Genomic DNA, 25,935 nt, shown 5'->3' with positions numbered 1-25,935 from the left:
CCAACCGTTAGCTTTATGCGTTACGGGCCAGCTTTCCGCTTCGCCATATACGCAAGATAAGCGACGATCAAATCGATCTCCCGATCGCTCAACTGATCCTTCGAGAAAGCCGGCATGGTCCTGCCGGGCCAGTCCCGAACCGATGCCGGATTGCGAATATAGCGATGCAATGCTGCAGGCTGAAAGTACTCGACGGGATTCATCGGCACGTTGAGGTCGGGGCCGGTATCCGCGCTGCCCGCGTGGTTGAGCCGATGACAGGCGAAACACTGCGTGATGAACAGGCTCTGGCCCGCGCGGATCGGATCGGTTGCCGGCAGTGAGGGATCGACGGCGAGCACCGGCCAGCGAGCGGAGGGAGACGGTTGCGTGGCCAGTTGCGCGATCTGGTAAGGCCATTGCTCGCTGCGCACCGATGCCGCTCCCCGGCCGACCCAGACCAGGTAGAACGGGCCGGCGCTGACCGGCTTGCCCGGCAACTTGGGCCATGGTTGCGCCGGGTCTTCCACCGCGAGCCATGCGACGGCGATCGCGGTATCACGGTTGCGCACGAGATCCATCGGCAGTTGCGCGGCAAAGCCGTCGGTTGCGCGTGCCTCGAGCACGCTGTCCGCAGGCAATGCCGTGGTGTCGAGCAGGTCGGCCAGCGGCACTGCGCGGTAGGTTGCTGGCGTACCGTAGGCGATATCTCGCGGAACGTGAATCTCGGCAGCATCCGGTCGCGCCAGCAACTCTGCCTGGCTGAACGACTGGGTCTTGCCGCCAATCACAAGTTTGATCAAGGGCTGCGCGGCTGCCGCATTCCCGATCGCGCCGAGCGTCAGCAGCAGAACCGCAAGCAACACACGTTTCGACATTACTTCTCCAGGCAGTGTTGTTGCCGGCGCCATCGGCTGCGGGGATGGATTGGCCGCCGCGAATTCACTCAGCACCGGTGGGCGGATTATGTCAGCGGCGCCGAATCGTGGGTAGTGCGTACGTGTTTCTGCGCTTCATGAAGAATCCATGTCGCAAATGCCTGCAGCGGCGCTTCACTCAACTCGATCGGTTCAGGAAGAACGAGACAGAAGTTTTTGGTAATCGTTTTGCCGTCCGGCCAGAGCGCGACCAGACGGCCCTGCTCAAGCTCCGCCCCGATGTAAAGACGCGGCACCAATGCCACACCCAAACCGACCAGCGCGGCCTCGATCAGCATCGAATGCAGGTCGTATCGCGCGCCAACCGCCGAATTGGTCAGCGCGATGCCGGCCTCCTGCGCGTAAAGCTGCCACGCATCCGGATTTTGTCGTCGGTGAAGGCGGGGTAACGCGTCCAGCGATGGGTTCGGACCGGCGTCGGCGAGAAGCGCCGGACTACAGACCGGCACCAGCACTTCCTCCAGCAGACGATGCGAATGCATGCCCGCCCACGCCGGATGCTCGAAATGAATGGCGGCATCGAAGCCGCTACCGGCAAGAATGAACGGTTCCATGCACTCGGCAATATGCACGGTGACGTTCGGATGCTGGTGTTGAAACCGTTTCAGGCGAGGGATCAGCCAGCGGGTGGCAAAGGTCGGAATGGCGGCGATATCGATGCTCGCGCCCTCGATCGGCTGCCCCATCAGATACAGGCTGTCCCGTTCCAGCCGATTCAGAATCTCGCGAACCTGCACCGCGTAGCGCGTGCCGTTGGGCGCAAGCCGAACCCGGTTTCCCACGCGATCGAATAGCGCGATACCCAAAAACGTTTCCAGACGCGCGATCTGACGACTGATGGCGCCTTCGGTCAGCGCCAGCTCTTCAGCCGCGCGCGCGAAGCTGCCGTGTCGAGCCGCCGCCTCGAAGGCCAGCAGCGCGGAATTGCTTGGAATCTTGCGTCGCATCGGTGTTTTACGGATGAGTGGGCGTTGGACGTCAGCTTGATCAAACGTCAATGAAGGCTGAGTTTATATCGTTATATAGGCTGGAAACGCCAGATTAGCATTACGTTACTGCAATGAACATCGGTCGTTTGCAGCGATCTACCCGGCCGTCACGAAGGACAATCTGATGATCTACACCGTGGAATGCAGCTTCGCCGATTCCGACTGCGAAGCCGAATGGAACGACTTCTACAGCCTTGAGAAACTGCCCGCCCTCATCTCGGTCACCGGCTTTCAAACGTCGCAGCGCTTCAAGTCGATCAGCAGCGGCTGCCCGGTCTACCTGGCCGTCCACACGATCGACGGCCTCGATGTCCTGACGGGCGATGAATATCGTCTGAAAGGCGGCGGCAATTTTGCAAGGTGGCAGCAACACATCACCGACTGGCACCGAAATCTCTACAGCGATATCGGTTTGGCGCCTGCGGTCAACGCTGACGAACTCCTCGTGCTGTGTGCAAGCGGCCCCGGACCGCTGATCGAGATGGGCCTCACGCCGTTGTCGATGCAAGCCGTTGCGCTGGAGAAGTTTCCGGCACGCCGTTGGCTTGCAAAGCTGCCACGGCAAGCTGCGCAGCGTGTTGGGGGCATGTTTGAAGATGTCCACTTCTATGCGCCGATGACGGAGCAACTGACAAAACAAGGCAAGTAGGTCTGCCGTGCCCAACATCACGCTCTATATCCCTGCGGGGCAAATGCCCTCCGACGAAAAGCTCGCCGAGCTTTCCCGCGATTGCGTCGAGCTTTGCACAGGTGTGCTTCAGGCGACGCTCAAGAACGTTCATGTCATCTATGTCGATGTTCGGCATGGACACGGCCATCCGGCTTTCGCGGAAATCCACTATCGCCTTGAAACGTTTCGCATGCCAGCCGTGATGAACCGCTTTATGGAAGGCCTCGACGACGCCATCGCGCGCCGCATGGGTCTCACAGCGCGCATTCGTTGTTTCGGCTATGCGGCGTCGGATATTCACGCCCGAAATTAGACAGTCTTCCGGAGAAGAATCGTGTCCACCGTTACCTTTCCCAGCCAGCGAGCCGGGGATTTCACCATCACCGCGATCAGCGACGGCTACCTCACCGCGAGCCTGGATTTCCTGTCGAATATCGACCCTGCCGAGGCTTCCAGAATGCAAAGCGATGCCGCGCAGAAAGAACCTTCCGCAGTGCATATCAACTGCTATCTGGTGCGAGGCGCGGGCCGCACGATTCTTATCGATGGCGGTGCCGGGGGTATCAAGCAATGGGGCGGGCGCTTGAAGTCCAACTTATTGCTTGCCGGCGTCGAACCGGCCGAGATCGACACGATCTTGCTGACACACGCTCATCCCGACCATGTTGGTGGGCTGGTGGACGCGGCCGGGCACATCGCCTTTCCGAATGCGGAGCTGGTGGCGCATCAGCGAGAGGTCGCATTCTGGCGGGATGAGGGAAACCTGAGTCGTGCCAGCGAGCGGGCGCGCGGTAACTTTGCGATAGCGCGTCAAGTGTTCGACGGATACCGCGACACGCTTCGCACGTTCGATGAAGGGGAGGTGCTTCCTGGTATCAGAGCGATGCCGCTGCCGGGGCATACGGACGGGCATTCTGGATATCTTTTTGAATCCCATGATCAGGCGGTGCTGGTATGGGGCGATATCGTTCATTTTCCGCATATCCAGATTCCGCGGCCTGAGGTGTCGATTGCGTTTGATCAGGATCCTTCTGAGGCGGCTGCTACACGGTCACGGCTTTTGGATCTGGTCAGTTCGGAGGGGATTTTGGTCGCTGGTATGCATTTGGGGGAATTAGGCTTTGCGCGAATCAAGCGAGCGAACGCGGGATATGGGTTGCTTTATGAGACCGATGCGTGAGGTCGGGAGCGGGCGCGATCGTGTGTGATGGCATGTGACGGCAGTCTGTGGCCGGGAACTGACCAACTTGATTGTCGGTTCTCGACCCGGAGCGGACCGACCGATTTCCCTAAAGCGGTCCTTAAAAATCGGGCATTATTCAGTTTCTTTGAAACCAGCAAGCGCTGCGGTCCACAACCTCAGCCGGGCTAAATAAGAATCAATGAATCTCATCACAAAGATTTTCGGGGCTCGCTCACCTTTGACGGTGCCGGCACAGACGGTTTATCTATTACCGGGTGAATCGATGTCTCTTCGCGCCGCACTTGAGACTATTGCCTCCAGCACCGACCACGAATTCGTTGCGTTATGTATATCTCACTATTCGGGCTATGTCAGGGAGGCGGCGATTGGGCGGTCGGTCGAGCTTGGCGGCGGCTCGTCTTTAGACTCGATAACAAAGTGCGTGAACGATTGGGTACCCGAGGTGCGGCGGGCGGCGACGAGCGCACTACTTACGCTTTTAGCAACCGTTCCCGCCGAGCACTTTGTCTCCATCATTCCACGATTGCGCGGTCTCATGCTGGCCACGCGAACGGACCACAAGTCCTGGTTGTTCAAGTTTGAACGACGTCTCGTGGAAGCAGGCGGAACTGAAGCGATTGTCGCGGCAATGACTGGCACAGATTTTCGGCTCCGACGCGCCGCGTTTCTCGTGGCTGTAGACCATCAACTTCTGTCGCTTAACGAAACGATAGAGCTTGGTCTGAACTCAGGCGACATTGTGCTTGCGAGCTCAGCGGTTGCCATGCTTGACCTTGCGCCGGTTTCAGACCGAGCTAAGTACATCGATGTTGCTGCCGCATCTCCGTTTGGTCCCGTACGCCTTGCTGCTTTCAACCTTATTTCGAGCGACAAAAGCAGTCCCGATTACGAGCCCTTCCTGTGGCGCGCGACACTTGACTCGCAGGGAAGTCTGCGGACAGTCGCCGCCCGATTACTCGCCGAGCTCGGTCGAGATGTGCTTGGCCACTGCACCGCGCTTCTCGATGCGGGAGAACTGACCGCAAGACAAGTCCGTGCAGGGTTATCGCTGCTCGTGGAGCTGCATGCGCCAGAAGTCGTCCACACGCTTGCGAGGCATGCCGACGACGCACGAGCCGAAATTCGTGCCCATGTAGTCGCGCTGCAGGCTAAGATTTCTCCATCGCTCAAAGACGAAATCGCATCGCGTGCGCTTCTCGATCCGTCCAGGCAAGTCCGAAAAGCCGGGGTTCGCCTGTGCACTTGTGGAGCGTTTGTCTCTCTGGATCTGATTAAAGCGGTTCTTGTTCAGCATGGAGACTATCGTGCAGCATTAACGGTCTGCGCGAGAAACAATTGGGATCGCCTCACATGCATCGCGCTCGTCACAGAACTTCATTTGCTGGGCGAAAACGATTATCCAGATGTAAAGGAGGTGCTGAGACGTTGGATCGAAGGCCCTACTTCATCGTGGACGAAACCCAATGGCGAGCACCGCGTGATTTTGGCCAATCCAAGCACTCGATCACGTCTCCTCGATCTCGCCGATGATCAACAACCGCAGTTGCGCGCTCGGCTGCGAGAAGGGGGTATAGAGCTTTAGGTCAGGTTCCGACACGAACCTGTAGCGAGCGCAAGGAGGAGGGATCGTCGACGATCCACGCGCTATTGCTGAGTGTCCCATAGTGGCCGCCCACGGACCCATGCGTTTTGCATCGTTGCGCGAGCAGTTGCGCACGACCGGCCCATCGCGCCCCATACGGGTCGTTCGGGTTTGCGAAAAGCAGCCATTCAAACCGAATCAAATTGAACGGTCGATCTACATTTCGGCATCATGCACCTCGCGACCGAGGGCGAGACTGAGCCTCGCGCACAGAACGGTAAGCCACCCAATCCATAAAGGCATTTCGAGTTTGCCGCAGAACTGGATGCCGCCGGGCTCGACTGAGGCCCATATGAATCTAGCGTCGCCCTCCCGCCCATACCAAGCCGGACCGTGCTTATCATCGATCCAACCGTTCATCGACCTATAGACGGCCCCGACCTCCGCCCACTCTTTCTCCGAAATGTCGTACCGAACGTTAAGAGTGATTTCTTGTCTCATGAGCCTTCCTCCGAGGTTGCGGTTGTGCGTCGGGATTGTCGACGATTCACACTGGCGCGTCGAGTGTCCCCAAGTGGCCGGCAAGCGACCGCTCACCGGCGAGGTACATGAAACCTCGGTTTGCTCCGCCATCTCAAGGGCATCGTCGACCTCGATGCCGAGATAGCGAACCGTGCTTTCTAGCTTCGTATGCCCGAGCAGCAGCTGTACCGCCCGAAGATTCTTCGTTCGCCGGTAGATCAGCGAAGCTTTAGTGCGGCGCATAGTGTGGGTACCGTATGCGGTATCGTCGAGTCCAATCGACGCGACCCAGCGATGCACCATTCGGGCGTATTGCCGGGTCGACAGATGCAGTGACGTATGCAACCGGCTCGGAAACAGAAAATCCGCGGCCTTCAGCCCTCGCGCTTCGATCCAAGCTTCGAGGCTATCACGGGTCTGCTCCGTGATCTCGAATTGGACCGGCCGCTGGGTCTTCTGTTGCATGACGGAGGCTCTCGCAGCCACGTGGCTTCCGTGACGGACGTCCTGCACCTGCAATCGCGTGAAATCGCACGCGCGAAGCTTGCTGTCGATTGCGAGATTGAACATCGCGAGCTCACGGACGTTCGACGCCATCTGAAGCCTCGTCCGGATCGCCCAAATTTCTCGGAGCTTGAGCGGCGGTTTCTGCCCGGTGAGTTTGCCCTTGTTCCATGGCACACGACGGCTAACGGCGACACTCTCGGATTTCATGACAATCTCCTTTAAGGCAAAGGGAGATTGAGTGTGCGCCTATGGACGGTCGCTACCCGACCCGGAACTGTCGTTCCAACACGAGATACGGATGACCGCCTTTGTTCACCATCAGCCATTTGCGCGATTGCCGCGAGCGGCAGAGCCCTGCTATTCATGCTTCACAGGCTGAGACTCCTTCGCGCTCATTCACGCCTATGAAAGATCAGTCACCGTGGCGGTACAGATTCCCGGTGTGTTTGTAGCGACGACTGTTACCGAATCGCATTTGTCATCGCCGGGATTCCACTGCACCGAGTTTCGACGCGCAAACAGCAGCCTCGGGCGCAATCCTAATACAGCATTCGCGGGTGCCGTAAGGCGCGCAGCAACCACCTCTGGAGACCGTGACATCCGCTGCGAAAGGCGACGTACAGCCTCGGCATCTAGATCGGGATCAGCCTGTAGACCAGCCACAATACCGTCGAGCAACTTCTTCAACGTGGTCGGCAAACTCGCTCTGCCCAACAATCCGACCTCTACGTGTAATGCAAACCGGTCACTAATCGCCGAGCCCGCAATCGATGGAGAATTGGCAACCGCCCACCATACATTGTCGACATCACAGGTCGACGGCAAATCAAAGGTTATCGTAGTGCCGTCAATCGGACGAGGAGGCAGCGGGATAAGCTCGTAGGCGTGGTGGTGATCGTACAGCGATCCAGACGGCGAGGTCGGCGGTGTTGCTCGTATCCGCTCGAAAATTATCCCGCGCCGTGCCGCTCCCCGAAATGCTGACATGCCGACGTTGTACGCCAACACATTCTCAACGTCGAAAGACCCGTCGTTAGATGAGGTGTAGCGCGCCGATAGTATCGTCGTTCGGTCGTCGGGTAGTAGCCTCAAAGCGCGGCGTAATCTTTCGAGCGCGGCACGTTCAACGGTCGTTTGCCGGTCGATATACGGAAGCCGCCGCGTGGTCCACATCTCTATCACTTCACCTTCGGTGAACTCAAAAGTCTCTGTCATTTCTGCGCGAAGTTATTCATGAGAGCAGGAACAAGCAAATCAACGGCGCTGGCTTAGGCCGCCACCGTCAAAAACCTCCGTCTCGAGGCCGCCGCGCATATCAAACCTACGTCACCGTTCGCGATCTACGAATTCAAGTCAGCAATCCCAAGAATGCGCATGATGTCGTCAAAGCTGCGGTCGCATTGAGCAGCGAGATCCTTGAAGTGCGCACGCAATGTCCCATGTGTCGCGCGCGCTTGTCTCTCTTCCTTGTCCTTCTCTTCGACGGAGCTGTGGGCTTTCAGGATACTCCTCAGCGCATGCAGCCGACTCAGCGGTGTAAGCAGAGCTCTGGCTTCTTCCACCGTCATTCCTGAGGCTATAGCCAGATCAGCGACCACACGCAGGGAGGCCCAGCTTGCCTCTGCCTTTCGTCCCTTGGACTCAAGCAGCCTGCGCAGGGGCTTGACCTGAAAACCTTCGACGAGCACCTGATCGAAGGCCATGATCTCGTTGGCCCACTCGAGGACTGAGTCCGTAGCTGGATATCGCGCGGCATCCATATGCCCTTCAGAGCGCGGCTGCCACCAATCAGGAGGGGTGGCGTTCAGCTTCCCGATCTTGTACTTCAGGCGGCTAAGGGGGTCGTATTCCGAACTGAACTCACCAAGGATGTCGTTTTCATAGGCTCGTTTCGATATCGATCCCTTCGGCCACTCGTTGAAGGACTGCCAATACCGCTGCTCCTCAATCGGGAGACGTGCCAAGTCACCAATGTACGCATGCACTTGGCCGACTTCGTTGATGTCGTAGCTCTTCAAGTACCAAGCATTTCGGCAGGTTATCGAACGATCGTCGAGGCTGTATTTCTCAGGGTCCGCCTTGAACCTGTGCAGTACATCGGCACGAAAAAACGCTGGAGATATCTCCCAAGGCAAATCCGACTTCTGAAAGTAGTTGGAGAGGAACTCCGGTGCACATGAGGTTTCCAACTCGCAGTTGTTCTTGCGATCGAAGATCTTGAAGGTGGCGTACTCCTTCTTTCTCTTGGGATTGGACTCCGCCTCCCACTCGGCAACCAAGTCCTGCACGGTGACAGTCGAACGCACGATCATCCGCCCGTTCACGTAGCTGGCATTGTGGATGCCACCGCCGTGATAGAACAGGTCGGGTGCCTTACGATCGATGCGCTCATGGTCGCCCCAGCCACCGAAGCCAGGACTGAAGCGGGTGAAGTCAAAGAAGAAGACCAAGGCAAAGCCCGCCAACGCCATGTACCTAGCAAGGTCTTCTGTGAGAATGGTGACTGCCACCAGTTTCTCGCTGCCGGGAGCAAGGTCCGCACGGATGATGCGGATCACGTCTTCGATGTCGCCCCGCGAGTCCAGCCGGCAGTAGGCGTTCCGCTCTATCACGAAGTGCAGGTCTAGGGCGTGCACGAGCTTTTGGCTCAATTCGATTGCACGCTCACCTTTGTCCACCCCATGAAAGCTGCGCTGGTAGATCAGCTTCTCGCCACCGGCAAGCGAATCGCCCGACCCCAGTGGTGGCTCCAGATAAACGCGGTGACCCTCTCCTCCGCCGTAGCTCTTCTGAATCGCCCAAGCCTCATCGGTGCTGACGAACCGATTCATGAGGTCCTGTTGATCGGCTGGTGTGACCTGCTGAACAGGAGCGAGCACGGCGTGAATGAGCACAGCCGGCCCGCCAGCGTAGATGACGATTTCCTCGCTCTGAGCATTCTGTTTCAGGAAGCCGACTGAATCTTCTGCGCCGATCAGCCATTTCGCCGCATCTGACGCCGGAGCCTGTGCAATGGCTTTCAAGGCCGCCATGTTAAATCTACGAGCCATTCCCAAACCACCTCCCAGTTCTTAAGCCGGATTGGTAGCGCATCTGACGCGGCTTCAGCAATATTGCGCCGCATCACTGCGCGTGACGTGCACGAACACACCGGTCACTGGTGTCGCCGCTAGCTGCGGCGCAGTGAGCGGTGACACCAGCACGACTGCCACGAGGCCAGCAGTTTACCGCCTCAGCATGAAGCCAATCGCAGTAATGCGAGCTTCACCATTCCGGGCCGCGTCCAAGTCTGGCACCGCTGTGCCCGCTTCCAGCCTAGCCGAAAACCGCCAGTCACGAACGCCCGCTTCTGGCCGGAAGCGGACCGAGAGGGCCGGCCGTAACCAACCCGAAGCAGTCTGTACTCAAATAGACAACACGCAACCGCTGCAAATCAATCAACGAACACCCCAACGATCACGACCGCACCGGCATAAAGCCGTCGGAACTCCAGTCCTCGCTGCCGACCCCGTGATGGACAAAAAAGAATCCCTCGGGATCGTAGCGGTTCTTGATCGCTTTCAGCCGCGCATAATTCGCCCCCCAAAACGCCTCGCGCCAATCTCCACGGAAAAAATCTGTTTCCGACAGATAGGAGCCGCCTTGTGGTGACAATGCTTTGAGAACGGCCGCGGCTTTGGCCACACGCTCGGCTTGGCGGTGTGCCTCTGTCATGTCAGGCGGCGTGATCGGGAGACCCGCAAACGGCGGCGAACCGCCCGCAGCCACAATCATCAAGGCGAACGCGTCGGCAACTTTCGGATTCATGGCGCACTGACGTGCGTGCGCGTTCACCTCCGCAGGGGCGCCCGCGAGTCCCTTGTTGACATGCAGTTCCACGCTCTGAAATTGGGCGGCCTCCATGAGCGCCCCGGCAAGCCGACCGCGTTGGGCGGGTTCGAGAAGCGTCGCGGGCAGCCATTGTGACTCGTAGCCGTACAGAAATAGTGATGCTTGGTCTCCATCGCCTCGCCACCAACCGTGCTGGGTGGCCGCTCCGGCCCGTGGGTCGGGCACCAGTCCCGGGTTGGCCTCGAGATCCCACCAGCGGCGTGCGGGACCGGCGCCGATCCGAGGCTCGTCGTTGAAGGTGAAATCTGCCGGTGAGGCTCGTACCCAATCGATGAACGGTGCCCAGACCGATTTGGCGCGTCCGTCGTCGAGGCCCTGACACACCATCGACACCTTGACTTCGTCTTCGTGAAAAACAAGCTGCTCGCCCCATTGGGGGTTGAACAGGTTTTCGGCATAGTGGTCAACGAGCCGTTCAACCAGCCGCCGGTAAGCCTCACGCGATGACGCCTTGACCGTGAACTCGGCCCAACCAAAGTGCTCGGGCAGATCGTGGGTCTGCAAAGTGACCCTGGTCACCACACCGAAACTGCCGCCACCTCCGCCTTGCAGTGCCCAGAAAAGGTCGGGCTCCCGCGATGCGTTGACCGTGCGGACCACGCCGTCAGCGGTGACGATCTCGGCCTGGAGCAGGCTCGCGGCCACCAATCCGTAACGCTTCGAGAACGATCCGAAACCGCCGCCCTGGACGAGGCCGGCCACCCCCACGCTCGCACAGCCGCCGCCCTGGACGTATCGCCCCGCCTGGGTGGTAACGGCGGTGTAGACGTCGATCCACATGCAGCCGGCCTCTACCGTCACAGCCGGGGTCGGAGGCATCGAAGAGCCCAATGGAACGAATGCATCGTGCAGCTCGATGCGGTTCATCGCGCGTGTCCAGATCAAAAGGGAATCCGGCGCGTTCGAGCCGCCAAGGTAACTATGCCCCCCGCCTTTCACCACCAGACGCAAATTGTGTTGGCGTACGAAATTGATGCCCGCCACCACGTCGGCAGTGGAACGGGCCGCCACGGCGTAAGCGCTCGCGCGGGGTGTCCATCCGTCGAGCCACCCTGATATCTGCGTGCCGCCAGGATCGTCACCGAGCGCGATCGGGTTTCGCGCTTCCCCCAGGCGAGCAAGACAATCGGGCGTGCGGGGCGCTTGCGCACAGGTCTGCCAGATGGTCGTGGGTCGCAACAGATTTCCACCCACTGCGCGACTCAGCGCCTCCCATTCCTCTGCGTCCGGCCACGCAGGATCGCGAGGCCGGACGCGGCCCGTTCCAGCCGCTGCTGGAATCACGTCGGCAAAAATCGTGGTGGTGGGGAGGAAAGGCAGGGCGGCAACACCCTTTAGCAGGCATCGTCTCTTCATGACGTCTCTTTTTCTTACCGTGAGCTAATCGGCTTGGCGAACCATCTTTTCTGGATTCTAAAGCGAGCCCGGTTCGCTCCGCCGAGCGAATGACCGCTGCGATAGATCAAGGCGACATTCAAGTGTCAGCGCGACATCGTAGATGAGTGGCCGCAATTGGCGGGTAGCGGCCGGCGCGACCGGCCGTATCCGACCCGAAGCCGCCCTTCGTGCCAGTGCTGGAGCTATGGCCGGTTGCGTGCTGGAACGGTCATTCGCCCCGTCTCTACGCTGGCAAGTTGTCGGCCATGAGCGACATTTCTGATGCTGCTATTCGAGGGGAGTCTTCAGGCCTATTTCCTGCAATCCAGATTGCCGCCATCACTAATATTGCGTTGGCCGCCGGCAGATGCATACAATCAACACTCAACATTCCGCCGATATTCTTTTATCTGTAGCCTAGGCGCCGGCACGCCTTGACAACGCTCCTATTGAGTTGGCACTAGAAATGTAGTTTTGCCCTTACTAGACGATCGAGGACACTAGCACTCGTGTAGGCAGCGTATGCCTGATACTTGTCCGTCTTACTTCGGTCGCCATAATCGCAGATTGATTTCAATGCGAACGCAACGGGCCGCGGAGCGGTGATATTCGCGGCAGCATAGTAGAGCCCATAGATTTCCATTTCGATGCCGATGAGCTTGCGGTGCTGGGTTACAATATCCGCGACGATACTCTCGTCAGCGATAACTGCTGCGCCAGACGCCAAGGGCCCAATATGCACGCGAAGCTCCGTTTTGGGTTTCGTGTCGGAGGATTCCGCAGCAATTTTCTGCAATAATTCCTTGTCTTTCCTGATCTCAGAAAAAAGAGGTTTGATCTTGGGATCCAATGGAATGGGACGCAAATCGGCGGCAAGTGTCGTCTTACCGCTCTCGACCTTCATTTTTCCGCTACCGTAGTCCCAAGAAAGATCAGCAACCAGGACGTCGCCAAAGTTTATATTTTTTTCCTTCTTTACGCCGGCCGCAATACCCGGCATTGCTATGTACTTTGGCCGAAATCTCGACATGATTTTCGTGCTTAGGACTGCCATTGCCGCCATACCCATTTGTGGAGCAGCAGCGGCCACGACCCTGATTTTTCGTCCTGAAGTTATTGTCAGGCGCCCAAAATAATAGGAAGTCGGGTCTCCTTTGTCTGGATGCGATGGGCCTTGCCATTGCCAGTCAAGAGCTAGAACAGCATCAAGTTCAACATCTTCGAGCGCGCAAACCACTGCCAAATCGTAATCAAAGGCCGCAGCGTCGCTGAGCTGTGACTCAAAAACTGATGCAATATAACTTAATTTTCGGGCTAGTAAATCCGACCATGAGCCCGAAAGAGGATCGTATCTAATCCATGCGTAAACGCCATCGGTTCCTGAGACGCCTTCATGCTGGTGTGCCTCGTCGAACGCGCTCACGACAAAAAGATATGTTGGAAGGCTAAATGATGGACTCGCGTGTAATTCGGAAATGAAATCGATTCCGGCAGAGACTCGAGAATCGCCCCCTTCCGACTGAGGCATCTTGATGTCAAGGAATAGGACATCACATCGAAACGCTCTAAGTAGTTCTCTGGCTTCGCTTAGTGTCTCTGCTGTCTTAACGGTGTGCGCAACGTCGCATAAAGTTGTATGCACGACAGACTCGATGACGGCCAGCTTAGATTTATCGTCGTCAATGATTACAATATTCATTTTAAACCCCCATTTCTCTCAACGACGTTGATAAAATTTCCCGCCAAGTAGCGTCCGATTCCTGGTAGTGAATTACGTTTAACACCGTATTCTTAAAATCGGATTTCAGGGTCGCTGAAAGCTTGGACAAATCCCTCGGATTATCGCCAGAAGCAAAATAATCGAACTGCGTAAGGACAATAACACGCAAATTTTTTATTCTCAATTTAGCCCATGCCAACAAATCCTCTCCTCCGTAAACCAGTACACTAGATTGCAGATTCTCCCCATCCGGATACATCGGCAAACTCATGTCAAGAACGACCAAATCAAACTGATCGCCTCTCAGTTGAGTTTTCGCTTGCTGAAATGAGCGAGCGACCGTCAACATGCACTGGGGGCGAGTCTCAGCGAAGAAATCTTCGACCTGCCGCAATTTTTCTTCTTGATCTTCAACAATCAGGATCTTCATCCCTTAATCTCGCCAACTTGAATTTGAAGAGTAAGACTGAAAGTTGAAGGGTTGCTGTATACTGCTTCAATCTCAAGATCACAATTCAAATCACTTGTGATCAATTTCTTTACTTTTTTCAAACCTGACCGGCCTTCTTCATCCACGCCTTCGTAGTAATTCTTTTTCTCGAGTGACTCGATCGTCGATTGCAGCCTGCTCTCATCTTCTATCAGCCCGAACCCAAACAAATTTGTTCGCGTGTTCTCCATTTTCACAGTGAGAACGTCTTCATTTTCGGAAAGCGAAATCGTCACCTTTGGAGATATCAGGTGGGAATGTGTAACGATATTTTCGAAAAGAATATTGAATGTCGTCAAGAGAGGATGAAAAATCCGTCCTTTAAATGATGAAGTCGTATCATCTTTAACGATTAGCGAAAATTCACACTCTGGATAAAGTTGACGCGTATGCATTTCCGACGTCTGTAAGATCATCGAGAGCCTAAAGGATTCATAGTTGAAAGCTTTGCCACGTTTGAACCATGTTACAAGCTCATCTAAATCACGAATGCAATCATTTTTTGATTGAATAAGTAGATTTCGTATTGCAATTTTCGACGTGAAGTCAGACTTCGGTATCGCTGTTAGAACCTGATCGTAGCAATCAAGAATCTTTCCTTTAAAAATCGAAGTGATATGCTCTCGAATGACCTTAAGTCCAGATTCCGTTCGTTCCCAAAACTGATTCAAAAGAATAGTGCAAAAATCATCGTACGTTGTTTTTTCGTTTACAAATCTAGATAGCGCGATAATGTGTCCGGTTGTGTAACCCGATTCTTGGTCGATGATAAAATCAAAAGCGCCTGCTTTATTTCTTGATACTCGCGTTTGAAGAACGGTGCCCTTGAACTCTTTGATCACGGCTTCGATATTCGAGTGAAGCTTGCCGATAATTTGGCGCATGCTTAACCGCTCATGGTCCTCTAGCAGATCAAAAAGGGCTCTGTTCAATACGCGTGCGGAACTTATTGGACTGACCTCCAAAGACCTTGCAGTAAGCCCATGCTTCGCAAGTGACGCCTTTACTTTTCCATCGATAATGCCGTGCCGAATCGAGACACTAATCGTGGTGTTAAGGCCGTATCGTTTTTCAAGAACAAAAATATCGCGAAACGCTGTGTAGGGCTGCAATAGCAAAAAATAGTCAGCGTTTGCACCTATTTGCAGCGTCGCAGACTTCTTGTTGCCATCAAACAGTTCCAAAGTCTCTGGCGCTAGATGCCCTTGTTTTCGAATGGCTGCAAGATGATCACGTCCCGAAGTCTCGAATAGACGTCGGACACTGTCTTCATCAACGTAGATTTTTGCTTCGTTGTAGCTTGCGAGTAGGCTTCGCACCGTCAAAAGCTCACGCAAATCAACTGCTTCCTGACGATATTCCCGCTCATGAGCTGAGTCGCTTTGTGCTAAATACTCGCAAATCGCAATACGTTCTTCGTATACTGAAACTTGCGTGGAAAGTGCAAATGATCCTTCACGATGGTCTGGCGTGCAAACGCTTTTCAAAAAGAGGGACTGCTCCCATGCGGACTCAAATGCAGACAGTGGGATGTCTACCGGGTTCCTTACGGAAAAATGATCCAAAATGTCATCGATTGCTTCATTTATTTCACGCTTACGATGCAAGCCTTTGAATTCATCGAAAACAAACAGGAGAATGGGTATGGACGGAATACCTTTTAATTCTTCATAGTAATCTTCCGAACGATACATGTTTAAAAAATCGTCCCAAGGAATATTCTGTCGGATGCTTGGTGACTCTTTGAAATATGAGATAGCGCACCGAATGAATCTTTCCAATTGACCAATAGTCAGCAGAAGCTGCAGATAGAATGCGCGAGCTTTATTACGAATGTGTAAATTCTCATCTTCCACAACGGCGGAAAACGCAGATAACGCAGCTCCATCGTCGGCGACTGATAATGCCCACCACCCTTGCATGTAAGTGCGATAAGCGTCGTCAGCTATCGCTCTATCAAGGAGTTCTGAATTCAGATCTTCCTTGTTTCGGATCCGCACTTCGACTTCTGCCATCGAGTGAAGAGAGGATGGACTCTCTGTCAGTTCCGTAAAAATTTTTTCTGGACAATAACGGATCTGCTGATGATCACCCGGAGGAAGCTTGACTGCAAACATTCGGGCGCTTCTATTTGGCTGCTGCCAAGGAAGTTGATTCTGTTGTTCCATTTCAAGTCGCGCAGCCAAGGGGGTCGTCCAACTCGACATCGAAAATCGTTGACAGAGAGCGTAAAGCCGCTCAAGCGCGCCTTCTGAGTCAGAAGTCCGCGCAATAAACTTTTCGAAGTCAACGAGGATTGCTCCTCGCAACGACGCCACCTCGGTCCCCGATCGGCCCGGGTCCCATGACGATGCTCGGACCTGAGCGGCCAAAAGATCGCGGGCGTCAAGGCGATCATATTGTGCTTCGGTGCCGGTAAATGCAGCGGCAGACGCTTCGCTGTCGCCATCTAGGTAGTATGTTAGCGAAGCAGGAGGGGCTTGTAGATATTGCTTTGCTGAATTGAGAAAAAGATCGAGTTCTTGAAGAGATTCGTCGCTCACACTACCAAGCAAATGAAGAGCATCGTTAGCAAGCGATTGATGTTCAGACCTAGTGCTAGTCGCCAAGAGCGTAATTATACGATTAAGCGTTAGAAATCGATCGATAAGCGAGGAATTTGCTTCCGCATTCAAAATCGATGCGAAATCGACGTCGTAATATTGCTCGAAATTCCAAGCGTTTGCCTTGAACGTAAAATATTGTCTATCGCGTTCGTGATCCCGGTAGGCCGAGATCGTGTCCAATGCGGAAGTCACCATTTCGAGATAAGCGGTTTGCGACACCGCCTTGTTGCATCGCAACCAGGTGAAGCCCACCAGCATGTTGGAAAGTAGAGGCACCTGCTTCGCGCTATGCCTTACAGACAGCTTTGAAAAAAGTGTAGCTACATCAGCATCGCGTTTTGCTTCACTCAAACAGGCAAAACGGCATTCAATCGACCAAAGGGAAAGTCCGAATTTGTCTTCAACACTATCGAGTATGAACAGTGCTTGATCAAAGTCTGACCGCAAAACGGCCGCTTCGAACGTGCTGCGCTTGGAAATGAAAACCGACAACTGTTGCGCGTGCAAGTTACAGAGAATGCTTGACCACAGCAACTCCTGACGCAAAGACGCCTTTTCGGGTCGCGTACCAGATCTCAAATAGCTCACAGACCGAGGAAATAAATGTCCGAGGAGGAGTGAACTCTTTCGGTCATTCAGTAGTTCGTCTGCTACAGACTCCCATAACGTTTCGGGCGTCCGTTTCAACTGTACAGCGATGTTTTTTATACGACCCATGTTTTTTAGTTTCTTTCTAGTCAATAGACCAATGGTAATAGGATTACACCTAACCTCACACTACTGCGAAAAACCTGTCCGATACAGTTTACTCGAATCCGGCCGCATCAGCCGCGTCGTATAGGGATGCTAGCAGTGCCACGGATCCCGCAAGACGATGCCTCTAGATTACAAGAGGCACAATCGTCTGCTTCCTGTTCGGAGAGGCGAGAGTCGATGGATGAATTTCCCCCAGCGCTGCTGGAAGTCGGAATCATCGAAAATGATCCAACAGACACAGGACCCGTCCCGCCTGAATGTTCCCAATGGCCGATGATACGTCGCGCACTTGATGCGACCGATGACCGTTCGCGGGGCGGAGTAGTCATTTGAATGACTACTCCGCAAAATGGACAAAGGGCGGCTTATGGCCGGTAGCGACCGGCCGTATCCGACCCTGCACGGACGGCCGACCTCGACGCGACTGGGTCCGTTGTGCGATGAGCGAGAGACTAAGCCGACCGGCGGATTGCAAAAATATGTTCTTCCCCTAACAGGCCCACATGGCAATTCTCTTCCGAGGCCAGCCCCACAAATCACCGCTCTACTCTTTCCATAGCGCCTGAAATCCTCTCGTACGGCGAATAGTCTTCTTGTTGGGCGGCCAATCCGCAGCCTACCGTGGTGCTATAGTCGCAAATGATAATTCAACGCCTATTTGCGACATGAAACTCGCGATTCTCGTACTTGATGGAGTTTTCGACACCGGCCTCACGGTGTTGTTGGACATCTTCTCCACCGCCAACGAATTGGCGTCCGCCCAAGGGATCCCGGCCCCGTTATTCAACGTGGAGGTCGCAGGAGTTGGACGGAGCGTCCGCACAGCTCTTGGCTTGACTGCGACCGTTGAGCCGGCAACCACGGTTCGGAAGCCGGACTGGGTGGTCGTGCCGGCGCTCAACGCTAAGCAGCCGGAAAGACTGATTGAGGCATTGGGGCGCAAGGACGTTCTCGAAGCGGTCGCGCATCTTCGCGCGTGGCACGCAAGCGGCATTAGCGTCGCGGGAGCCTGCATAGGGACGTTCCTGCTCGCCGAAGCAGGCCTGCTCAATGATCGGGAAGCGACGACCTCTTGGCCGCTCGCGCCCTTGTTTCGTCAACGCTACCCAAGTGTGAAGCTAGACGATTCACGAATGATCGTCGCGGGCGATCGCGTGGTCACCGCCGGAGCGGCTATGGGCCATCTCGACCTCGCATTGTGGTTGGTGCGCCAGGCAAGCCCTGAAATAGCCGCGCTCGTTGCGAGATTGATGGTCGTCGACAAGCGGCCATCCCAGGCGAAATACATCATTCCGGATTTCCTAGCCCACGCCGATCCACTGGTAGAGCGCTTTGAACGATGGGCGCGCACTCATCTGGCAACAGGGTTTTCGCTTCAAGACGCGGCGCGTGCGCTGTCCGTCACGCCTCGTACCCTGCAGCGCAGGACCGAGGCCATACTCGGAAAGTCACCGCTCGCCTTTTTCCAGGACATGCGAGTGGAGCGTGCCCAGCACCTCGTCTCCCTGGGACAGGATCTGGAAACGATCGCAAGCCAGGTCGGTTATGCCGATTCCACGACTTTGAGAAACCTCTTGCGGCGTCGGACTGGCCGCACCGTGCGAGAGATAAAGGGTGATCTACAGTGAACGGTTCGTGGCCTGTGGTTGATGCTGATTGTCGTAAACGGTAACGATAATGTCACAAACGACAATGGTGCTGATAGGGCACGCCGCTTAGGATTTACCTGTCGCTCTCGACACAAAACCTCTGCGGAAAACAATCATGAAAGTCTTGGCTATTGGAACGTTGAAGTCTCTCACTCAAGAACAGTCGGACAGAATTTTCCCGGCCGAAGTGCCGGCGACGCTCAAGCTTTATCTGGACGGCAAGATCGAGCAGTTCTGGCTGCGTGATGAAATGAAGGGCGCGATTTTTTTGCTAAATGTCGAGTCAGTCGCCGAGGCTGAGAACCTTCTTAAAGCGCTTCCCTTCACGCAAGAGAACCTGCATACGTTCGATCTGATGCCGGTAGGGCCGCTGCTTCCGCTGGGCTTTCTCATCAAGTAAGTCCGCGATTTCGGCGTCTCCGCTCAATTGACCTCACGCTGGACGGAGACGCTGCTCGATCTGTGCTCGCCGCGCTTTATCGCCAATCGCAGCACAGCGATGCCGGCTCCATTCCACTGCCATCCCCCGCCCACACCCCCAATACATCAAAAATTTCGATCATTAAACAAAAATAAATATCGTTTTCCATCGATCTCATGAATCATTAACATCATCGTCATGGTTCCCCGCCCAACTCGCGGCGAACCTCAACCCCACATAAACCGGAGCCCGAACGATGACCACCCCCCAAACCCCCGCCCCCCTGCTGCCGTTCCACATCGCCTTCCCCGTCCACAGCCTCGAAGCCGCCCGCGCGTTCTACGGCGACCTGCTCGGCTGCCCCGAAGGCCGCAGCTCGGCCGAGTGGGTCGATTTCAACCTATTCGGTCACCAGATCGTTGCCCACCTCGCACCCGAAGAAGCCGGCATCGCCCCCACCAACGCAGTCGACGGCCACGGCGTGCCGGTCCGCCATTTCGGCGCGCTGCTGACGCTGGAGCAATGGCAGGTGCTGGCCGACAAGCTGCGCGCGGTGGGCACGAAGTTCGTGATCGAGCCGTATATCCGCTTCAAGGGCGAGCCGGGCGAGCAGGCCACGATGTTCTTCCTCGATCCGTCGGGCAACGCGCTCGAATTCAAGGCGTTTGCCGATCTCGGCAAGCTGTTCGCGAAGTAAGCGCCATGTCACGCTGCGATGTCGTGATTTCCGGGTTCGGCCAGATCGGCCGGGCCGTCGCCGGGCTGCTGGCGGCGCGCCGTGCGCGCTATCGCGAGCGCTACGGCGTGGACGTGCGGCTCACGGGCATCAGCCGCTCGCGCGGCGGCCGCATCGATCGCGACGGCCTGCGCGATGCGCTCGACGCCGATGCGCCGCTCGACGCCGCGCTGACCGGCGAGGCGTTCGTGGCGGCCGCGCGGCCGCAGGTGCTGATCGAGGCCGGCCCGACCGACTACCGCACCGGCGGCGCGGGCTACGGCTACCTGCGCGCGGCGCTGGCTTCGGGCGCGCACGGCATCGCGATCTCGAAGGGCGCGCTGGTGTTCGATTACCCGGGGCTGCGCGCGCTGGCCGATGCGAACGGCGCGAGCCTGAAGATCAGCGGCGCGACGTCGGCCGCGCTGCCCACGATCGACCTGATCGAACTGAACGCGGCCGGTTGCGAGGTGAGCGTGATGGAAGGCATCTTCACGGCCACCACTAACTACGTGCTCGACCGCATGATGTCGGGCGTCGCGTTCGCCGACGCGGTGGCCGAGGCGCAGCGCGCGGGCATGGCGGAGCCGGACCCGCGCTTCGATCTGGACGGCTCGGATACGGCCTGCAAGATCTGCATCCTCGCCAACGCGGGCTTCGGCGCGCGGCTCGCGCTCGATGCGATCGCGCGCGACGGCATCGAGCACGTGTCGCCGGGCGATCTTGCGCGCTGGCGCGCCGAGGGCCGGGTGCCGAAACTGGTCGGCCGCATCGAACGGCACGACGGCACGGTGAGCGCCTCGGTGCAACTGCGCACCTACGCGAGCGATCATTCGTTCGCGCAGGTGGGCGCCGGCATGAAGGCGGTGCGGATCGAGACGGACGCGATGGGCGAACTGCTCGCGATCGGCCGCACCAGCCCGCTGGCGACGGCCGCCGCCGCCTTGAAGGACTTCGAACATCTGCTGATGCAGGGCATCGCCGCGCGTTAGGCGTTCAGGCATCCGGAATGAAAAAAGCAGGCGCGCAGCCTGCTTTTTTTATGACCGTCGGGCAGCGCGCAGCGCGGTGAAGCTCAGGCCGCCGGCCCGATCTCGCGGTGGATCGGGATCACGGTGCGCCCGCCGTTGTTGCGCAGCACGTCGCGCAGGTCGTTGATAACGGGGAACACTTCGTTGTTCCAGTCGGCGCCCTGCATGTCGTGCGCTTCCTGCTCGCGTTCGACGATCCAGCGGTCTTCCTTGAAGATCCGCTCGGTGAACCACACCAGCAGCGGCCACGCGAAATCGAGCGCGAACGGCACGGACGGCTTGCGGATCGACAGCATGCCGAACGTCCGGTTGGTGCGCTGCTCGGCGTCGAGCGGCACGTAGACGATCCAGAGATCCATCACCAGCGTGCCTTCGCTCGACAGGATCTTCAGCTTTTGATACGGATATTCGGTGCGGATCGTCATGACGCTCTTGTCGCTCTGATCCTGCGGCTTCTTGCTGGCGCCGAACACGAGCGCCTCGCCGATCGGCTGCTTGCCCTCGGCGCGCGAGAACGTGTAATCCACTTCCACCCAGCCGTCGCCGCGGCGGCGGCCAAGCGAACGCGCCTTCATCTGGCCCATCTCGCGGCGATGCAGGAACTGATGGTTCATGTCCATCAGGTTCTCGTGCATGAACGAGTAGTGGCATTTGACCTTGCGGCCGAAGCGGCGGGTCTTGTACTTCGGGTCGGACACGGTGGGCAGCGCGGGCACGGGCTTTTCGGCGGCCAGCGCGGGATCGCCGGTAAACACGAAGATCAGGCCTGCCACTTCCTGGCACGGATAGGAACGCACGCCGTTGGGCAGGCGCTCCTTGCCGAGATACGGGACATCGACGCACTGGCCGCTGCAATCGTAGGTCCAGCCGTGATAGCCGCAGCGCAGCGCGTCGCCGTCGACCACGCCGGCGTGCAGCGGCACCTGGCGGTGCGCGCAGCGATCTTCGAGCGCAAAAACCGTTCCCGATTCACCTCGGAACAGCACGATCGGATCGCCGGCGAAATGCACGCCGAGCGTCTTGCCGCGCTTGAGTTCGCGCGACCAGGCGAGGGGATACCAGAAATCGGGATGAATCGGCACGCGGCGCAGATCGCGCACGGGGAGCGTGACGGTGGAATCGGTGGCGTTGGGGTTCGTGTTCTGCAGGGGCACGGCGTGCATGCGGGAGCATCTCCTGGCGTTGCGGGCGCATGGGACCATCGCGGCGGAACGCGAAGGGCAATCGGAGGAGTGTAAGCGAAAGTGAGGCGGCTCAGGCATGCCTTGTGAAGCAAACATGACAGCCGGCAGGCGAGGCAGGGGCGGATCGGGTCATGAAACAGCTGGGGCAGCCGCCCGCGCCGGAGGCGATTCGTCAGGGGGACTGACGGTCGGCGGGGATTTTCAGCGGCGGCTCGGCAACCGGCGACGCTCGGCCATCCGAAACAAAGGCGCCGCGTGCCGGCGCGAGGCGGCCGGCACGCGGCGCGCGTCAGGCGGGCAGTTCGACGCGCCGCAGCTTGCCGGCCAGCAGGCCGTAAGCGAGGATCGCGACGATCCCGTGCGCGCCGACGAACCACAGCGCGCGGTCGAACGAGCCGGTGGTGGCCACCACGAAGCCGATCACGAGCGGCGTGACGATGCCGGCGGTGTTGCCGATGCCGTTGAAGATGCCGCCGCTCAGGCCGGTCATGTCGCGCGGCGCGACGTCGGCGAGCACGGCCCAGCCGATCGCACCGAGCCCCTTGCCGAAGAACGCCAGCGACACCAGCACCACCACCATCGTGTCCGATTCGGCCCACGGCGCGAGCATCAGCGAGGTGGCGAGCGCCATGCCGATCATGAACGGCGTCTTGCGCGCCACCGAGGTCGAGCAGCCGCGCCGGATCAGGAAATCCGACAGCAGGCCGCCGAGCACGCCGCCGCTGAAGCCGCAGATCGCCGGCAGCGCGGCCACGAAGCCCACGGTCATGATGTTCATGCCGCGCGCCTTGACGAGATAGATCGGAAACCAGGTGATGAAGAAGTAGGTCAGCGCGGTGATGCAGTACTGGCCGATATAGACGGCCCACAGCGTGCGGCTGGTGAACAGCGCGCCGATCTCGCGGCGCGTGAAGCGGCGGCGGGTGCCGGCCTGGGCGCCGTCGAGGCCCACCAGCGCGCCGTTGGCGGCGATATGGTCGAACTCGGCGCGGCTCATGCGCGGGTGCGAGCCGGGGTCGCGCAGCACGGCGAACCACAGCACCGCCATCGCGAGGCCGAGCGCGCCCATGAAGAAGAACACCTGGTGCCAGCCGAACGCGTGCGTCAGCCCCGCCATCAGCGGCGTGAAGATCACCACGGCCAGATACTGCGCCGAGTTGAACAGCGCGCTGGCGGTGCCGCGCTCGTTGGTCGGGAACCAGGTCGCCACGATTCGCGCGTTGCCGGGGAAGGCCGGCGATTCGACCAGGCCGAGCATGAAGCGCATCACGAACAGCGCGACGGTGGCGCTGGCCGCGCTGCCGAACAGCGACACGCTGCCTTGCGCCATCGTGAACACCGACCACAGCACGATGCTCGCGCCGTACACGCGGCGCGCGCCGAACCGGTCGAGCAGCCAGCCGCCCGGAATCTGCCCGATCGCATAGGCCCAGCCGAACGCGGAGAACACGATGCCGAGCGCGCTCGGCGAGAGGCCGAGATCCTTCGAGACGAAGGTGCCGGCGATCGAGAGCGTGGCGCGGTCGGCGTAGTTGAGGACGGTGACGCTGAAGATCAGCGCCAGGATCCAGTAACGGAAATGGCCGATGCGCTCGCTGGCGGCCGCGGCCTTCGACGTCGTGATGTCGATGCTTTTCATGTGTCTCCTCCCTGATTTGGCGGGATGGTGCTGCCTGGTTCTGCTTGATTCTGCTTATTGCCGTGGTTGTGCGGCCCGGCGCGTCACGGCGTGACGCTCGTATCGGGCCGGCGGCCGGCGAAACTGGCGGCGAGGCTGTCGAGCACGATCGCGCCCATCGCCTCGCGGGTCTGCACCGTCGCGCTGGCGCGATGCGGTTGCAGCACCACGTTCTGCATGCCGAACAATTCGGCCGGCGCGTTCGGCTCGTCCACGAACACGTCGAGCCCGGCGCCCGCGATGCGGCCGTCGGCCAGCGCGCGCACCAGGTCCGCCTCGTTGACCAGCTTGCCGCGCGCCACGTTGATCAGGTAGCCATCGGGGCCGAGCGCGTCGAGCACGCGGGTATCGACGATGCCTTCGGCGTTGTCGGCCGAGGCCGCCAGCACCAGCGCGTCGCTGTCGGTGGCCAGTTGCGCGAGATCGGCGATGAAGCGGTACGGCGCGTCGGGCAGCTCGCGCAGGTCGGTGTAGGCGATCGGGCAGCCGAACGCGGCGGCGCGCGCGGCGATCGCGCGGCCCACCCGGCCCAGCCCGACGATGCCCACCCGCATGCCGCTGAACTTGCGCGCGAGCGGCAAGCCCGGCGCCTTGCCCCACTGGCCGTCGCGCACGTGGCGGTCGCCCACGCAGAGGCCGCGGCAGGCCGACAGCAGCAGGCCGATCGCGAGGTCGGCCACGTCGTCGGTCAGCACGCCGGGCGTGGTTGAGACATGCAGGCCGCGTTCGCGCGCGTAGTCGAGATCGACGGCGTCGGTGCCGATGCCGTTGATCGCGACGATCTTCAGGTTCGGCAACTGGTCCATCACCGCGTTGCGGATGCCGGAGGCGCCGCCCGTGACGACGCCCTGGATCCGCGCGCCGATCTCGCGCAGGTAGCCGGCCGGCTCCGCATGCTCGTAGTAGCGATGCAGCGTGTAGCGCTCGGCCAGTTGGCGCTCGAGCGAGGGCAGGACGGGGTTGATCAGCAGGATGTCGAACGGCATGGCTGGTGGTGTCTCGAACGGCTTGAAATGGGAATCGGCGGCGCGCCGGCAGGCAAGGGGCGAGGGCGGCCCGGTGCGAACGAGTATAGGCAGGCGATCGATCGAGGTCTAAGCTATATTCCGCATCGATCAATACAAAAATTGGAATGAACGTCGAACTCAATCATCTGCGTTGTTTCGTGGCCGTGGCCGAGGAATTGCACTTCGGCCGGGCCGCCGCGCGGCTGTTCATGACGCAGCCGCCGTTGAGCCGGCAGATCCAGTTGCTGGAGGAATCGCTCGGGCTGCTGCTGTTCGAGCGCAACAGCCGCAGCGTGAAGCTCACCGCAGCCGGGCGCGGCTACTACGACGATGCGCAGCGCATTCTTCGACTGACCGACCAGGCCGCCGATGCGGCCCGGCGCGTGGCGCGCGGCGACGAGGGGCAGGTGACGGTGGGCTTCACGGCCGTGGCCGGCTACCGGCTGGTGCCCGAACTGCTGGCGGCGGCGCGCGTGCAGTTGCCGGGCATCCGGCTGGTGCTCAAGGAGATGGTGTCGGTGGTGCAGATCGAGGCGCTGAAGGCGCGCGCCATCGATATCGGCATCCTGCGCGCGCCGTCGGCCGACCCCGAGATCGCCACGGCGCGGCTCGCGCGCGAACCGCTGATGGTGGTGCTGCCGGCGGCGCATCCGCTCACGCGCCGCAAGACGATTGCCGCCGCCGATCTGGCCGGCCAGCCGTTCGTCATGTATTCGGCCGACGGCGGCAAGTATTTCCACGATCGCGTGCTGGCGCTGCTGACGGAGGCGGGCGTGTATGTCGACGTGGCGCAGCAGCTCGACCAGACGCATACGGTGCTGACGCTGGTGCGGGCGGGAATCGGCGTGTCGATCGTGCCGGCCTCGGCGCGCGAGCTGGGCATGCGCGACGTGACGTTCCGGCCGCTGTGGGCGCGCGACGCGGTGGCGGATCTGGATCTGGGCTGGCGGGTGGAGCGGGACAGCCCGGCGGTGGAGCGGTTTCGGGCGTTTGCGATGGAGGGGCGGGGGGGCGCGGGG

Annotated in this window: 20 protein-coding genes and 1 pseudogene; 9 read left to right on the top strand and 12 right to left on the bottom strand. The window is 58.7% G+C overall.

Going from position 1 to position 25,935, the window contains the following annotated elements:
- Positions 1-20: 20 nt before the first annotated feature.
- Both ACYP33_RS14360 and ACYP33_RS14355 read right to left on the bottom strand, forming a co-directional pair.
- On the bottom strand, positions 21-857 hold the full coding sequence (locus tag ACYP33_RS14360; RefSeq protein ID WP_459622477.1) for a c-type cytochrome: 837 nt from the start codon (positions 855-857) through the stop codon (positions 21-23).
- A gap of 86 nt (positions 858-943) precedes the next feature.
- Entirely contained in the window at positions 944-1,864 is a 921-nt protein-coding gene (locus ACYP33_RS14355) for a LysR substrate-binding domain-containing protein (RefSeq protein ID WP_459622475.1), read from the bottom strand.
- Positions 1,865-2,030: 166 nt separating this feature from the next.
- Between ACYP33_RS14355 and ACYP33_RS14350 the strand changes: the two genes are divergently transcribed.
- The 4 genes from ACYP33_RS14350 (at position 2,031) to ACYP33_RS14335 (ending at position 5,362) form a co-directional block, all read left to right on the top strand.
- Positions 2,031-2,555 carry a sugar ABC transporter gene (locus tag ACYP33_RS14350; RefSeq protein ID WP_459622473.1) on the top strand — a complete coding sequence of 175 codons (525 nt, stop codon included), beginning with the start codon at positions 2,031-2,033 and terminating at the stop codon, positions 2,553-2,555.
- 7 nt (positions 2,556-2,562) lie between these two features.
- Entirely contained in the window at positions 2,563-2,889 is a 327-nt protein-coding gene (locus ACYP33_RS14345; RefSeq protein WP_459622471.1) for a hypothetical protein, read from the top strand.
- Positions 2,890-2,910: 21 nt separating this feature from the next.
- Complete coding sequence (locus ACYP33_RS14340) at positions 2,911-3,756, top strand: MBL fold metallo-hydrolase (protein WP_459622470.1); 846 nt, start codon at positions 2,911-2,913, stop codon at positions 3,754-3,756.
- Between the two features lie 202 nt (positions 3,757-3,958).
- Positions 3,959-5,362: a hypothetical protein gene (locus tag ACYP33_RS14335; RefSeq protein WP_459622469.1), complete on the top strand. Its 1,404-nt coding sequence runs from the start codon at positions 3,959-3,961 to the stop codon at positions 5,360-5,362.
- 612 nt (positions 5,363-5,974) lie between these two features.
- Here ACYP33_RS14335 and ACYP33_RS14330 read toward each other — a convergent pair.
- From ACYP33_RS14330 to ACYP33_RS14300, 7 genes and pseudogenes are all read right to left on the bottom strand, one after another.
- Positions 5,975-6,598, bottom strand: a pseudogene (locus ACYP33_RS14330) (tyrosine-type recombinase/integrase); the annotation flags it as partial.
- 195 nt (positions 6,599-6,793) lie between these two features.
- Positions 6,794-7,606 carry a hypothetical protein gene (locus ACYP33_RS14325; protein ID WP_459622468.1) on the bottom strand — a complete coding sequence of 271 codons (813 nt, stop codon included), beginning with the start codon at positions 7,604-7,606 and terminating at the stop codon, positions 6,794-6,796.
- A 125-nt stretch (positions 7,607-7,731) separates the two neighbouring features.
- On the bottom strand, positions 7,732-9,423 hold the full coding sequence (locus ACYP33_RS14320; protein WP_459622466.1) for a hypothetical protein: 1,692 nt from the start codon (positions 9,421-9,423) through the stop codon (positions 7,732-7,734).
- A 424-nt stretch (positions 9,424-9,847) separates the two neighbouring features.
- The gene (locus ACYP33_RS14315) at positions 9,848-11,638 is read right to left on the bottom strand and encodes an FAD-dependent oxidoreductase (protein WP_459622464.1); all 1,791 of its coding nucleotides are present in this window, start codon (positions 11,636-11,638) and stop codon (positions 9,848-9,850) included.
- 481 nt (positions 11,639-12,119) lie between these two features.
- Entirely contained in the window at positions 12,120-13,358 is a 1,239-nt protein-coding gene (locus tag ACYP33_RS14310; protein ID WP_459622463.1) for a response regulator, read from the bottom strand.
- A gap of 1 nt (position 13,359) precedes the next feature.
- The gene (locus tag ACYP33_RS14305; RefSeq protein WP_459622461.1) at positions 13,360-13,809 is read right to left on the bottom strand and encodes a hypothetical protein; all 450 of its coding nucleotides are present in this window, start codon (positions 13,807-13,809) and stop codon (positions 13,360-13,362) included.
- On the bottom strand, positions 13,806-17,021 hold the full coding sequence (locus tag ACYP33_RS14300) for a hypothetical protein (protein WP_459622459.1): 3,216 nt from the start codon (positions 17,019-17,021) through the stop codon (positions 13,806-13,808). Before ACYP33_RS14300 ends, ACYP33_RS14305 begins: the two co-directional genes overlap by 4 nt.
- 875 nt (positions 17,022-17,896) lie before the next feature.
- Between ACYP33_RS14300 and ACYP33_RS14295 the strand changes: the two genes are divergently transcribed.
- From ACYP33_RS14295 to ACYP33_RS14280, 4 genes are all read left to right on the top strand, one after another.
- Positions 17,897-18,859: a GlxA family transcriptional regulator gene (locus ACYP33_RS14295; protein ID WP_459622457.1), complete on the top strand. Its 963-nt coding sequence runs from the start codon at positions 17,897-17,899 to the stop codon at positions 18,857-18,859.
- A 136-nt stretch (positions 18,860-18,995) separates the two neighbouring features.
- Positions 18,996-19,280: a hypothetical protein gene (locus tag ACYP33_RS14290; RefSeq protein WP_414448469.1), complete on the top strand. Its 285-nt coding sequence runs from the start codon at positions 18,996-18,998 to the stop codon at positions 19,278-19,280.
- Between the two features lie 277 nt (positions 19,281-19,557).
- Positions 19,558-19,998 carry a VOC family protein gene (locus ACYP33_RS14285; RefSeq protein WP_414448468.1) on the top strand — a complete coding sequence of 147 codons (441 nt, stop codon included), beginning with the start codon at positions 19,558-19,560 and terminating at the stop codon, positions 19,996-19,998.
- Between the two features lie 5 nt (positions 19,999-20,003).
- Positions 20,004-21,008: a homoserine dehydrogenase gene (locus tag ACYP33_RS14280; RefSeq protein WP_459622455.1), complete on the top strand. Its 1,005-nt coding sequence runs from the start codon at positions 20,004-20,006 to the stop codon at positions 21,006-21,008.
- A gap of 83 nt (positions 21,009-21,091) precedes the next feature.
- Here the strand turns inward: ACYP33_RS14280 and ACYP33_RS14275 are convergent, their stop codons facing one another.
- From ACYP33_RS14275 to ACYP33_RS14265, 3 genes are all read right to left on the bottom strand, one after another.
- Positions 21,092-22,210 (bottom strand): Rieske 2Fe-2S domain-containing protein, encoded by a 1,119-nt coding sequence (locus ACYP33_RS14275; protein ID WP_414448466.1) that lies wholly within the window; start codon positions 22,208-22,210, stop codon positions 21,092-21,094.
- Between the two features lie 310 nt (positions 22,211-22,520).
- On the bottom strand, positions 22,521-23,870 hold the full coding sequence (locus ACYP33_RS14270; RefSeq protein ID WP_414448465.1) for an MFS transporter: 1,350 nt from the start codon (positions 23,868-23,870) through the stop codon (positions 22,521-22,523).
- A gap of 83 nt (positions 23,871-23,953) precedes the next feature.
- Positions 23,954-24,895, bottom strand: a complete 942-nt coding sequence (locus tag ACYP33_RS14265) for a 2-hydroxyacid dehydrogenase (protein ID WP_459622452.1) — start codon at positions 24,893-24,895, stop codon at positions 23,954-23,956.
- Between the two features lie 146 nt (positions 24,896-25,041).
- Between ACYP33_RS14265 and ACYP33_RS14260 the strand changes: the two genes are divergently transcribed.
- Positions 25,042-25,935: LysR family transcriptional regulator (locus tag ACYP33_RS14260; protein WP_459622450.1), on the top strand; the 894-nt coding region annotated here is incomplete at its 3' end.

The sequence above is a fragment of the Burkholderia sp. 3C genome (genome assembly GCF_054589155.1).
This window is presented reverse-complemented; position numbering and strand designations above follow the sequence as displayed.

Coding starts and splice junctions, on each gene's coding strand:
- ACYP33_RS14290 (WP_414448469.1), top strand. CDS start 18,996: ATGAAAGTCTTGGCTATTGGAACGTTGAAGTCTCTCACTCAAGAACAG.
- ACYP33_RS14295 (WP_459622457.1), top strand. CDS start 17,897: ATGAAACTCGCGATTCTCGTACTTGATGGAGTTTTCGACACCGGCCTC.
- ACYP33_RS14315 (WP_459622464.1), bottom strand. CDS start 11,638: ATGAAGAGACGATGCCTGCTAAAGGGTGTTGCCGCCCTGCCTTTCCTC.
- ACYP33_RS14320 (WP_459622466.1), bottom strand. CDS start 9,423: ATGGCGGCCTTGAAAGCCATTGCACAGGCTCCGGCGTCAGATGCGGCG.
- ACYP33_RS14285 (WP_414448468.1), top strand. CDS start 19,558: ATGACCACCCCCCAAACCCCCGCCCCCCTGCTGCCGTTCCACATCGCC.
- ACYP33_RS14325 (WP_459622468.1), bottom strand. CDS start 7,606: ATGACAGAGACTTTTGAGTTCACCGAAGGTGAAGTGATAGAGATGTGG.
- ACYP33_RS14275 (WP_414448466.1), bottom strand. CDS start 22,210: ATGCACGCCGTGCCCCTGCAGAACACGAACCCCAACGCCACCGATTCC.
- ACYP33_RS14355 (WP_459622475.1), bottom strand. CDS start 1,864: ATGCGACGCAAGATTCCAAGCAATTCCGCGCTGCTGGCCTTCGAGGCG.
- ACYP33_RS14280 (WP_459622455.1), top strand. CDS start 20,004: ATGTCACGCTGCGATGTCGTGATTTCCGGGTTCGGCCAGATCGGCCGG.
- ACYP33_RS14335 (WP_459622469.1), top strand. CDS start 3,959: ATGAATCTCATCACAAAGATTTTCGGGGCTCGCTCACCTTTGACGGTG.
- ACYP33_RS14310 (WP_459622463.1), bottom strand. CDS start 13,358: ATGAATATTGTAATCATTGACGACGATAAATCTAAGCTGGCCGTCATC.
- ACYP33_RS14360 (WP_459622477.1), bottom strand. CDS start 857: ATGTCGAAACGTGTGTTGCTTGCGGTTCTGCTGCTGACGCTCGGCGCG.
- ACYP33_RS14350 (WP_459622473.1), top strand. CDS start 2,031: ATGATCTACACCGTGGAATGCAGCTTCGCCGATTCCGACTGCGAAGCC.
- ACYP33_RS14265 (WP_459622452.1), bottom strand. CDS start 24,895: ATGCCGTTCGACATCCTGCTGATCAACCCCGTCCTGCCCTCGCTCGAG.
- ACYP33_RS14305 (WP_459622461.1), bottom strand. CDS start 13,809: ATGAAGATCCTGATTGTTGAAGATCAAGAAGAAAAATTGCGGCAGGTC.
- ACYP33_RS14270 (WP_414448465.1), bottom strand. CDS start 23,870: ATGAAAAGCATCGACATCACGACGTCGAAGGCCGCGGCCGCCAGCGAG.